Below are 11,858 nucleotides of genomic sequence, written 5' to 3' on the forward strand. Positions count from 1 at the left end.
CGATGGTGGGTTCATGAACCATCACCTCCCCCAGCGCAAGATCGACATCGACACCCGGCTCGTCACCGCCGGGGCCGTGCTCACCGTGGCCGGCACCGTGGTGGCCTGCACCGGCATGGTCATCGCGGCGGGCGCCCTGCTCGCCGCGGGCCGGCGTATGGTCCGAGCCATGGACGTGCCCCCGTCCCAGCAGGCGGTCCAGCAGTGGCGGCGGGCGAAGGAGGCCTCCCTCGCGGGCCTTCAGGCATGGCAGTCCGCGCCCGACGCCCAGTACCGCTCGCCCACCCTCTAGATCCCCGGGAGACGGCTTCCACCCCCGGCTCCGTCCCGGGGGCCGGTCGTACGCCCGGCGGCCCGCCTGGATCACGCACGCGAGCGCCGCACCGGGCGCGGTTCCGTACCGGATGTGGACCCGTACCGGGGGACGCGTTTCCCGGCCGAGCGCCTCGGCCGCCACCCGGACGGCTCAACCGGGCCGCTCCCCGCCCCCCGGCGCGCCCTCGCCGGGGGAGGACGCCTGGGCGGGGGCCGATCCGGGCAGCACTGATCCGGCCACGCCTCAGACGCGCGCGACCGGTCCGGTGAGGTGATGTCCGTGCGGGTGCCGGTGCCGGTGCTGTCGCCGTACGAGCGGCCAGGTCGCGACGCCGATCGCCAGCGCGATGAGGTGTCCCATGTCCGTCACCGGGTCGTCCAGGAGGATCAGGTCCTGGACCAGGACCGAGCCGAAGGCGATCAGCAGCGGCCGGCGCAGCCAGGGCGAGAGGAGCCCCGCGAGCGAACCGACGCTCGCGGCGACGCCGAAGCTGATGCCGTAGTCGAGCCGGTGCATGGCGCCGACCGGCAGGACGCCCGTCAGCACCGCCGCACCGACCGGCACTTCCGTGACGAGTGTGGCCACCACATGCCCGAGCAGGAAGACGCCGGCGGCACACGCGGTGCCGGTGCGGCGCTCCAGCGCGGTCAGCACGAGCAGGAAGCCTGCGGCGTAGGGCGACGTGATCCCGCCGACGATCCACAGCGCGCTCGCGATCAGCACCAGCACGGGATGCCGTACGAGGTGGGCGACGTCCGTACTGGACGCCTGGTGCAGGGCGCGGACGAACGCGGGGTGCGCGTGGTCGGCCAGGTACGAGGTGACGGCGAGGACGGCCGCGTATCCGAAGGTGAAGGGCGTACCCAGCGGGGTGGGTACGAGCCGCAGCACCCGGAACACGCCCAGCCGGCCGGACGCGTCCGCACCGGGACATGGACCGGTTCCGCGGGCCCGTTCGGCGGACGGGCCGGTGCCGGCGACCGTGACCTCCGGCCCTGGAGCACCCACCGACGCGGAACCGCCCCACTGCTGAGGCACCGCGGGGAGACCGTCCGAAGGAGACGCACCCGGCGCCGATTCGCTGCCGGAGGGCAAGAAGGGGCCGCCGGAGGATGCCGAGGCAACGCCGGTGGAAGCGGAAGCGCCGTCGGCGGACCCGGCAACGCGGGCGGCGGAGCCCGAGGCAGCGGGTGTGGCCGGGTTGTCGGGGGGTGGGGAGGCGTCGCCGGGGAGTGTGTCGGTCCGGTCGGTGATACTCAGATCCACAGCGCTCCTTCCGTCGCGTCCCACCCTTCGCATTCCCCTCCGCCGCTGTCTATGACCGGCGCCACGCACGCGAGGATTCTCAGCAACTCCTCAACAAAGGGGACGGGACGCCCAGGGCCGCACCGGGGCTTCCGGCCCGACGGCGCGTCAACCCGGCAGGGCCCGCCGTCACCCCCGGGCCCCCGAACCCGCCCGGGACCCGGGCCGCGGGGCCGTCCCCGGCAATTCGCGCGACCCGTACAGGTGAAAATGCCAGGATGGCGGCCATGACTGCCTCGTACGAGACTCCCGAGGTCATCGACCGCCGCCAGGGCCCGTACGGCGAGGTCGTACTACGGCGCCACGGCGCCCTGCTCCAGATCATCGCCAACGGATGCTTCCTGATGGACACCTCCGACGGACGTTCCGAGCGGCTGCTCATGGACGCGGCGTACGACGCCCTCGACGGGCGCCCGGAGCCGAGTGTGCTGATCGGCGGACTCGGCGTCGGGTTCTCGCTGGCGCACGCCGCGGCCGATCACCGCTGGGGGCGCGTCACAGTTGTCGAGCGCGAACGGGCGATCATCGACTGGCACCGGAACGGCCCCCTCGCCGCGCTCTCGGCCCGGGCTCTCGCCGATCCGCGTACCGACATCGTCGAGAGGGATCTCCTCGATTACGTCAATGAGATCTCCGACACGTTCGACGCCCTGTGTCTCGACATCGACAACGGGCCCGGCTGGATGGTCACCGAAGGCAACGCGGGACTGTACGAAGGGTCCGGACTGGCAAGCTGCGCAAGGGCGTTGAGGCCCGGCGGCGTCCTGGCCGTATGGTCGGCGCAGCCCTCTCCGGAATTTGAAGGAACCTTGCGGAATGCCGGATTCCGGCAGGTTCGCACCGAAGTGGTCCCCGTTGCCCGGGGCGTTCCCGACGTGGTGCATCTCGCGGTAAGACCTGGATAGCCGAGGCGCACCCACTGCCCGTACCCTGCTTGCCTGACGCGGATCATTCAAGCGTCAAGCGCAGTCATGGGATCACCCCACGGATTCCGGAAAGCACACTTCAGGGGCGGGCGATGGAGCAGACACACACCTCCCAGAACGGCACGGCGGCGACTCCGGGCGCTCAGCGCCGGGTTTTGGTCGTCGAGGACGACCCCACGATCGTCGACGCCATCGCGGCCCGTCTGCGAGCCGAGGGATTCCTCGTGCAAACCGCGGGCGACGGCCCTGCCGCCGTCGACACCGCCGAGGCTTGGCAGCCCGATCTGCTGATCCTCGACATCATGCTGCCCGGCTTCGACGGTCTGGAGGTCTGCCGTCGTGTGCAGGCCGCCCGCCCGGTGCCGGTGCTGATGCTCACCGCGCGCGACGACGAGACCGACATGCTGGTCGGGCTCGGGGTCGGCGCCGACGACTACATGACCAAGCCGTTCTCGATGCGCGAGCTGGCCGCCCGGGTGCACGTCCTGCTCCGCAGGGTCGAGCGCGCGGTCGTCGCGGCCTCCACCCCGCGCAGCGGCATCCTGCGGCTCGGCGAGCTGGAGGTGGACCACGCGCAGCGCCGGGTGCGGGTCCGCAGCGAGGACGTTCACCTCACGCCGACCGAGTTCGACCTCCTCGTCTGCCTGGCGAACACCCCGCGTGCCGTACTCTCGCGCGAGCAGTTGCTCGCCGAGGTGTGGGACTGGGCGGACGCCTCCGGTACCCGGACCGTGGACAGCCACATCAAGGCGCTGCGCCGCAAGATCGGTGCCGAGCGGATCCGTACGGTGCACGGTGTCGGCTACGCGCTGGAGACCCCGACTCCCTGAGCCGGGCCTTCGCAGGAGACGTCGGGACCCGGGAGACCGGTATCCGTGTGAGGGGCTGATGTGATGAGCGGATTCACAGAACGGGAACGCGGGCCCGGCGAGCGGGGGCGCGAGCGCGCGTCCACGGAGCGCCGGAGCTCGGGCTCCTGGGGCGAGGTGCGGCCCTTCTCGATCAAGACCAAGCTGGGCGCGCTGGTCGTCATCTCCGTGCTCATCACGACCGGTCTGTCGATGATCGCGGTGCACACCAAGACGGAGCTCCGCTTCATCACGGTCTTCTCGATGATCGCCACCCTGCTGATCACCCAGTTCGTGGCGCACTCGCTCACCGCGCCGCTGGACGAGATGAACGCGGTGGCCCGCTCGATCTGGCACGGCGACTACACCCGCAGGGTGCGGGACGACCGGCGGGACGAGCTGGGCGACCTGGCCCAGACGATCAACCTCATGGCCGACGAGCTGGAGGCCCAGAACCGTCAGCGCAAGGAGCTCGTGGCGAATGTCTCGCACGAGCTGCGCACCCCCATCGCGGGTCTGCGCGCGGTCCTGGAGAACGTCGTGGACGGTGTCTCGGCCGCCGATCCCGAGACGATGCGCACCGCGCTGAAACAGACGGAGCGCCTCGGCCGGCTGGTGGAGACCCTTCTCGACCTGTCCCGGCTGGACAACGGCGTCGTACCGCTGCGCAGGCGGCGCTTCGAGGTGTGGCCCTATCTGTCCGGGGTGCTGAAGGAGGCCAACATGGTCGCCTCCGCGCGCGCGGACCTCGCCTCGGGCTCCGGCGGCGGCCACACCCGCACGGACGTCCATCTGCACCTCGACGTGTCCCCGCCGGAGCTGACCGCGCACGCGGACCCGGAGCGGATCCACCAGGTCGTGGCGAATCTCATCGACAACGCGGTCAAGCACAGCCCGCCGCACGGCCGGGTGACGGTGCGGGCCCGGCAGGGCGACCACCCGGAGTCACTGGCCCTGGAGGTCCTGGACGAGGGGCCCGGCATTCCGAAGTCGGAGTGGCACCGTGTCTTCGAGCGGTTCAACCGCGGCGGGGTGGCCGCGCCGCACGGTCCGGGCAGCGACGGCGGTACGGGCCTCGGGCTCGCGATCGCCCGCTGGGCGGTGGATCTGCACGGCGGACGCATCGGTGTGGCCGAATCTCAGCGGGGCTGCCGGATCCAGGTCATCCTTCCGGGCCTCCCCTCACTGCCAAGTTGACGTAAAGTTCGAACCGGAGCCGCAAGATCCACCGCTGTCGCCGCCGGCGTACACGTGTGATCAGGCACAGGGCCGCGTGAGGTATGCCGCGACCCCGGGTCGACGTACCCATCCCGAAGCGGAACCCCGCTTGTTTCCCGCCATTTCCATGGGCGAAACACCGATTCCGATGTGACTTACGCGACGTTGGACGGGCCCGGCCTGACCTTCCCGGCCAGGGAGGCGTAGCCTTTATTCCCGCTGTCCATCACCTTGCGAAGCGGAAGAGGGCGGTTAGCGCCGTGTCGCCACAGTCCCCCAGTAACTCGAGTATCTCGACCGATGACCAAGCCGCCGGGAAGAACCCCGCGGCCGCCTTCGGTGCCAACGAGTGGCTCGTCGACGAGATCTATCAGCAGTACCTCCAGGACCCGAATTCGGTAGACCGCGCCTGGTGGGACTTCTTCGCCGATTACAAGCCCGGGGCGCCCGCCGCCTCGGCTCCGGCGGGTACTGCGGCCGCGGGGGCCGCAGGGACCACCACTACGTCCGCGCCGGCCGCACCCGTGCCGCCGGCGGCGCGCCAGGCTCCTCCCCAGGCCCCGGCCGCGCCCGCGCCCGCTCCGGCCGCCGCTCCCGCGGCTCCGAAGCCCGCTGCCGCCGCCCCGGCTCCCGTCGCTGCCGCTCCGGCCGCCGCGAAGCCGAAGGCCGCTCCGGTCGCGCCGGCCGCCGAGGCGCCCGAGGGCCCCGAGTACGTGACCCTGCGCGGTCCCGCCGGTGCCGTCGCGAAGAACATGAACGCCTCCCTGGAGCTGCCCACGGCCACGTCCGTGCGCGCGGTCCCGGTGAAGCTGCTCTTCGACAACCGCATCGTCATCAACAACCACCTGAAGCGCGCCCGGGGCGGGAAGATCTCCTTCACCCACCTCATCGGGTACGCGATGGTGCAGGCCATCAAGGCCATGCCGTCGATGAACTGGCACTTCGTGGAGAAGGACGGGAAGCCCACCCTCGTCAAGCCCGCGCACGTCAACTTCGGCCTCGCCATCGACCTGGTGAAGCCGAACGGCGACCGCCAGCTGGTCGTCGCGGGCATCAAGAAGGCCGAGACGCTGAACTTCTTCGAGTTCTGGCAGGCCTACGAGGACATCGTCCGCCGGGCCCGTGACGGCAAGCTGACGATGGACGACTTCACCGGCGTCACGGTCTCGCTGACCAACCCCGGCGGCCTCGGCACCGTCCACTCGGTCCCGCGTCTGATGCCCGGACAGTCGGTCATCATGGGCGTCGGCTCGATGGACTACCCCGCGGAGTTCCAGGGCACCTCCCAGGACACCCTGAACAAGCTCGGCATCGCGAAGGTCATGACGCTCACGTCGACCTACGACCACCGGGTCATCCAGGGCGCCGCCTCCGGCGAGTTCCTGCGCGTCGTCGCGAACCACCTGCTCGGCGAGACCGGCTTCTACGACGAGATCTTCGAGTCGCTGCGGATTCCCTACGAGCCGGTCCGCTGGCTCAAGGACATCGACGCCAGCCACGACGACGACGTCACCAAGGCCGCCCGCGTCTTCGAGCTGATCCACTCCTACCGGGTCCGCGGCCACGTCATGGCCGACACCGACCCGCTGGAGTACAAGCAGCGCAAGCACCCCGACCTGGACATCACCGAGCACGGTCTCACCCTGTGGGACCTGGAGCGCGAGTTCGCGGTCGGCGGCTTCTCCGGCAAGTCCCTGATGAAGCTGCGCGACATCCTCGGCGTGCTGCGCGACTCGTACTGCCGCACCACCGGCATCGAGTTCATGCACATCCAGGACCCGAAGCAGCGCAAGTGGATCCAGGACCGCATCGAGCGCCCGCACACCAAGCCGGAGCGCGAGGAGCAGCTGCGCATCCTGCGCCGTCTGAACTCCGCCGAGGCGTTCGAGACCTTCCTGCAGACGAAGTACGTCGGCCAGAAGCGCTTCTCGCTGGAGGGCGGCGAGTCCGTCATCCCGCTCCTCGACGCCGTCATCGACAGCGCCGCGGAGTCCCGCCTGGACGAGGTCGTCATCGGCATGGCCCACCGCGGCCGGCTGAACGTCCTCGCGAACATCGTCGGCAAGTCGTACGCGCAGATCTTCCGCGAGTTCGAGGGCAACCTCGACCCGAAGTCGATGCACGGCTCCGGCGACGTGAAGTACCACCTGGGCGCCCAGGGCACCTTCACCGGCCTGGACGGCGAGCAGATCAAGGTCTCGCTGGCCGCCAACCCGTCCCACCTGGAGACGGTCGACCCGATCATCGAGGGCATCGTCCGCGCCCGCCAGGACATCATCAACAAGGGCGGCACGGACTTCACGGTCCTGCCCGTCGCCCTGCACGGTGACGCGGCCTTCGCCGGCCAGGGTGTGGTCGCCGAGACGCTCAACATGTCGCAGCTGCGCGGCTACCGCACGGGCGGCACGGTCCACATCGTCATCAACAACCAGGTCGGCTTCACCGCCGCCCCGGAGTCGTCGCGCTCCTCCATGTACGCCACCGACGTGGCCCGCATGATCGAGGCGCCGATCTTCCACGTGAACGGCGACGACCCCGAGGCCGTCGTCCGTGTCGCACGGCTCGCGTTCGAGTTCCGTCAGGCGTTCAACAAGGACGTCGTGATCGACCTCATCTGCTACCGCCGCCGCGGACACAACGAGTCCGACAACCCGGCGTTCACGCAGCCGCTGATGTACGACCTGATCGACAAGAAGCGCTCGGTGCGCAAGCTCTACACCGAGTCCCTGATCGGCCGCGGCGACATCACCCTCGAAGAGGCCGAGCAGGCGCTTCAGGACTTCCAGGGCCAGCTGGAGAAGGTCTTCACCGAGGTCCGCGAGGCCGTCGCGCAGGCACCCGAGGCTCATGTCCCGGACGTCCAGGCCGAGTTCCCGGTCGCCGTGGCCACCGCGGTCTCCCAGGAGATCGTCAAGCGGATCGCCGAGTCCCAGGTCAACATCCCCGACAACGTCACCGTGCACCCGCGGCTGCTCCCGCAGCTCCAGCGCCGCGCGGCGATGATCGAGGACGGCACGATCGACTGGGGCATGGGCGAGACCCTCGCCATCGGTTCGCTGCTCCTGGAGGGCACGCCGGTCCGGCTGTCCGGCCAGGACTCGCGCCGCGGCACCTTCGGTACGCGCCACGCGGTGCTGATCGACCGGGTCACGGGCGAGGACTACACCCCGCTCCAGTACCTCTCGGACGACCAGGCCCGCCTGAACGTCTACGACTCGCTGCTCTCCGAGTACGCGGTCATGGGCTTCGAGTACGGCTACTCGCTGGCCCGTCCGGACGCGCTGGTGATGTGGGAGGCGCAGTTCGGTGACTTCGTCAACGGCGCGCAGACGGTCGTCGACGAGTACATCTCGGCCGCCGAGCAGAAGTGGGGCCAGACGTCCGGCGTCACCCTGCTGCTGCCGCACGGCTACGAGGGACAGGGCCCGGACCACTCCTCGGCCCGTATCGAGCGCTTCCTCCAGCTGTGCGCCCAGAACAACATGACGGTCGCCCAGCCGACGTCCCCGGCGAACTACTTCCACCTCCTGCGGTGGCAGGTGCACAACCCGCACCACAAGCCGCTGGTGGTCTTCACCCCGAAGTCGATGCTGCGCCTGAAGGCCGCCGCGTCGAAGGCGGAGGAGTTCACGTCGGGTCAGTTCCGCCCGGTCATCGGTGACGACTCGGTCGAGGCGGCCGCCGTGCGCAAGGTCGTGTTCTGCGCCGGCAAGCTGTACTACGACCTGGAGGCCGAGCGGAAGAAGCGCGGCTCCACGGACACGGCGATCATCCGCATCGAGCGCCTGTACCCGCTGCCGGGTGCCGAGCTCCAGGCCGAGATCGCCAAGTACCCGAACGCCGAGAAGTACCTGTGGGCCCAGGAGGAGCCGGCGAACCAGGGTGCCTGGCCGTTCATCGCGCTCAACCTGATCGACCACCTGGACCTGGCGGTCGGCGCGGACGTCCCGGGCGCCGAGCGCCTGCGCCGCATCTCGCGTCCGCACTCCTCCTCCCCCGCCGTCGGTTCTGCGAAGCGGCACCAGGCGGAGCAGGATCAGCTGGTGCGTGAGGTGTTCGAGGCGTAGGCCTCCGGCACGGCAGTACGAGGGGCCCGGCTCCGAGTTCATCCGAACTCGGGGCCGGGCCCCTCGGTGTCCCGGGCGGTGCCGGTGGCCCCGGCACCGGCCTCACGTCTCCTGGGGTTCGAAGTCCCAGAAGGGCCGGTTGCGGGAGCGGGCGGAGATGGTGTGGACGTGCTGGGCACCCAGGGTGGCGGCCAGGTCGTCGAGGGCCGCCTGTTCGACCTTCTCCGCCTGCGGGCGGTCCCGCAGGCCGCGCAGGTCGGCCGCGAGGGCGATGCGGGCCGAGAGTGTCAGCGGATGGGTACGGCCGAGGACCTCGGTGGCACGGGCGACCGTGTCCTGGGTGAGCGCGGCGGCCGACTCGGGGTCGCCGATGAGGTTGCGCAGGGCGGCGGCGTTGATGGCGCAGCCGAGCGTCCAGGGGTGGTTCTCGCCGACCGCCACGGTCATGTCGGCCAGTGCCTCGTCGATGACGGCATGCGCGTGATCGCGTTCGCCGACGCTCCGCAGGACCAGTGCGTGGTTGGCGCGGACACCGGCGATGTAGGGGTGCCCCTCGGCGAGCATCACCTCGTAGCGGGCGACGACGGACTCGCCGATCTCCCTCGCCTGGTCGATGTCGCCGTGCTCGCGCACGAAGCAGCTCGTGTTGGCGGCGAACCGCAGGGTCTGCGGGTGGGTCTCGCCCAGCACGCGCTCGCAGCGCTCCAGCACGCGGGCGAACAGTGCCCCCGCGGCCCGGCGGTCGCCGCTGCGGTACTGGCACAGGGCCAGGTTGTGTTCGGCGTCCAGGGTCTGCGGGTTGTCGGGCCCCATGACGATGCGGTGTTCGCGCACGCTCTCCGTCTGGACGGACTCGGCCTCGGTGTACCGCCCCAGGTAGCGCAGATCGACCGCGTAGTGGATCTGGGAGGAGAGGGTCCACGGGTGCCGGCCGCGCAGCAGCAGCCTGCGTGACTCCATGGTGCGCCGGTCGATCTCCAGGGCTTCGTCGAAGCGGCCGAGCAGACGCAGGGACACCGCCAGGTTGTTCTGGGCGCCCAGGGTGCGGGAGTCGGCGTCGCCCAGGAGGTCGCTGTAGGCCGTGAAGACCCACTGGGAGAGTTCCAGGGCCTCGTCGTAGCGGGCGAGGCCGCGCAGGTCGGCGGCGAGGCCGGTCGCGGCGCGAAGGTGTTCCAGGTCCTGGGAGCCGCGTTCCTCGCGCAGGTGCTCGACGGCGGCGCGTTCGATGGCCTCGGTGTGCTGGTAGTCGCCGACGGCGCGCAGCAGGTTGGCGTAGTGGTGAGTCAGCTCCCAGACGCGTGGGTGGTTCTCGCCCAGCAGGGGCCGCCAGGCCTCCATGGCGCGCTCACCGAGCCTGATGCCCGACTTGTACTCGCCCGAAATGTACATGTAGCGAAGGCAGTTGAAGACCAGCATCTGTACCGCCGAGTCCTTGCTCTGAAGGACGTCGGCGTACTTCAGATGCGGGACGATCTCCGCGTAGCCGGGCCACAGCCTGGTGTCCGTGGGGCGCCTGGGGTCCGCCGCGGCCAGGGCCCGCCGGACCACGTCGATGAACTCGCGTCGGTCCTCGTCGGGCATGTCCTTGTGGACGATCTGGTGGACCATGCGGTGCAGATACAGCGACTCGCCGGAGGACGCCGCCTCGTCGCCGGCCGCCTCGTGGGACTCCAGGCGGACGACGGAGTACTGGCGGAGCTGGTTGATCGCCTTGTTCCACAGCAGCGGGTCGTTGAGCAGACCCGCGATCTGTTCCGGCAGCTGATCGTGCGGCATCTCCTTGAGGAGGCGTACGGGGATGAAGCCCGGCGCGAAGAAGGTGCACAGGCGGAGCAGGTCGACGGACTCCGGGACGGTGTCGCGGAGTTTGTTCAGCAGTATCGACCAGGCGGTCTGGAAGGCGACCGGGAAGTCCGCGGAGATCTTGACGACGTCCTGGTCGATGCCGCCGTCCAGGAGGGCGATGTACTCCTGGACGGACAGGTCCGAGTCGTTGAGCCAGCCGGCCGTCTGGTCCAGCAGGAGGGGCAGGTCTTCCAGTGCGTCCGCGAGTTGGTCGGCCTCGGGTTCGGTCAGGCGGGGCGCGCGGCGCCGGATGAAGGCGACGGACTCGTCGCGAGCGTAGACCGGCACCTCCAGCAGCCTGCTGTTGTGCTCGCTCCACTCGGGGTTGCGCGAGGTGATCAGGACGTGGCCGGGCCCGGTGGGGACGAGGTCGTAGATCTGGTCGGGCTCGTCGGCGCCGTCCAGGATCAGCAGCCAGCGGGAGTACGGGTCGCCCCGGCGCAGCGAGTCGCGTACGGCACGTAGCCGTTCGCCGTACTCGGCTCCCGTCGACAGTCCCAACTGCGGTGCCAGCTCGGCCAGTCGGCGCCGGTAGGTGACCCGCTTCTCGGCGTTGACCCACCACACGACGTCGTACTCGGAGCCGAACCGGTAGACGTACTCGGCCGCGAGCTGGGTCTTGCCGACGCCGGACATGCCGTGCAGGGTGACGACGCCCGCGCCCGCCTCGGCGCCCTGGAGCAGGTGGTAGGCGTCGTTCAGGAGCGGCTCGCGTCCGGTGAAGCGGGTGTTGCGGCGCGGCACACCGCCCCAGACCTCGGGCATGGCGGCCGGGAAGCGGGGCCCGCGCCGGGCGCCCTCGGCGGACTCGGGGAGGGGATCGGCGGGCAGGTCGAGACGCTCCAGGACGCGCCGCTCGGCTTCGTCGGCGCCCATGTTGTTCAGGTCGACCGCGCCGAGCACGGTGGTGGCCGTCGGCACCGTGCTGTTGGTGACGGAGACGGCCGCGAAGCGGGACGGGTCGGGCGCGACGACCTCGCGCAGCGCGGCGTTCCACTCCTCGTGGGTGCGCGGTCCGAGCTGGAAGTACCACTCGCTGACGACGATCAGGATGCGGCCCTTGGCCAGGGTCAGGTCGCGCAGCAGGTCGACGAGGGGCACCTCGGCCGGGGAGTCCCAGCGCTGGTACACCACCCGGTGTCCACGCCGCTCCAGACGGTCCCCGATCCAGGCCGCCCAGGCCCGGTTGAAACCGGCGAAGCTGATGGTGACGGTCTGCTTCGCGGACCCCCTCTCGGCTGGCCCGACCGGCGTACGAGCTCCAGACATGCAGCGGCCTCCCCGCGCGTGATTTTAGAACCGCCGCGAGGGTCGGCGAAAGGGCGCCGACGCA

7 protein-coding genes are annotated in these 11,858 nt (G+C 70.4%); 5 read left to right on the forward strand and 2 right to left on the reverse strand.

The genetic code is table 11. The annotated features are described in order from the left end of the window. The first annotated feature begins 13 nt into the window (after window positions 1-13). Window positions 14-292, forward strand: coding sequence for a hypothetical protein (locus ABZV42_RS18575; protein WP_355981393.1), 279 nt, complete (start codon window positions 14-16; stop codon window positions 290-292). A 267-nt stretch (window positions 293-559) separates the two neighbouring features. On the opposite strand, the gene ABZV42_RS18580 is transcribed toward ABZV42_RS18575, so the two are convergent. Continuing rightward, the gene (locus tag ABZV42_RS18580; protein ID WP_356052729.1) at window positions 560-1,354 is read right to left on the reverse strand and encodes a rhomboid-like protein; all 795 of its coding nucleotides are present in this window, start codon (window positions 1,352-1,354) and stop codon (window positions 560-562) included. A 494-nt stretch (window positions 1,355-1,848) separates the two neighbouring features. Between ABZV42_RS18580 and ABZV42_RS18585 the strand changes: the two genes are divergently transcribed. The 4 genes from ABZV42_RS18585 (at window position 1,849) to ABZV42_RS18600 (ending at window position 8,680) form a co-directional block, all read left to right on the forward strand. Then, window positions 1,849-2,526 (forward strand): spermidine synthase, encoded by a 678-nt coding sequence (locus tag ABZV42_RS18585; protein ID WP_355981723.1) that lies wholly within the window; start codon window positions 1,849-1,851, stop codon window positions 2,524-2,526. Window positions 2,527-2,639: 113 nt separating this feature from the next. After that, entirely contained in the window at window positions 2,640-3,377 is a 738-nt protein-coding gene (locus ABZV42_RS18590) for a response regulator transcription factor (protein ID WP_339131445.1), read from the forward strand. Between the two features lie 63 nt (window positions 3,378-3,440). Next, the gene (locus ABZV42_RS18595) at window positions 3,441-4,592 is read left to right on the forward strand and encodes a HAMP domain-containing sensor histidine kinase (protein ID WP_355981388.1); all 1,152 of its coding nucleotides are present in this window, start codon (window positions 3,441-3,443) and stop codon (window positions 4,590-4,592) included. Window positions 4,593-4,873: 281 nt separating this feature from the next. Next, window positions 4,874-8,680 carry a multifunctional oxoglutarate decarboxylase/oxoglutarate dehydrogenase thiamine pyrophosphate-binding subunit/dihydrolipoyllysine-residue succinyltransferase subunit gene (locus tag ABZV42_RS18600; RefSeq protein ID WP_355981385.1) on the forward strand — a complete coding sequence of 1,269 codons (3,807 nt, stop codon included), beginning with the start codon at window positions 4,874-4,876 and terminating at the stop codon, window positions 8,678-8,680. A gap of 102 nt (window positions 8,681-8,782) precedes the next feature. On the opposite strand, the gene fxsT is transcribed toward ABZV42_RS18600, so the two are convergent. Continuing rightward, window positions 8,783-11,794, reverse strand: coding sequence for an FxSxx-COOH system tetratricopeptide repeat protein (fxsT, locus tag ABZV42_RS18605; protein WP_356052731.1), 3,012 nt, complete (start codon window positions 11,792-11,794; stop codon window positions 8,783-8,785). Window positions 11,795-11,858 lie beyond the last annotated feature (64 nt).

Source organism: Streptomyces sp. NPDC005281 (assembly GCF_040607495.1).
GTDB lineage: Bacteria > Actinomycetota > Actinomycetes > Streptomycetales > Streptomycetaceae > Streptomyces.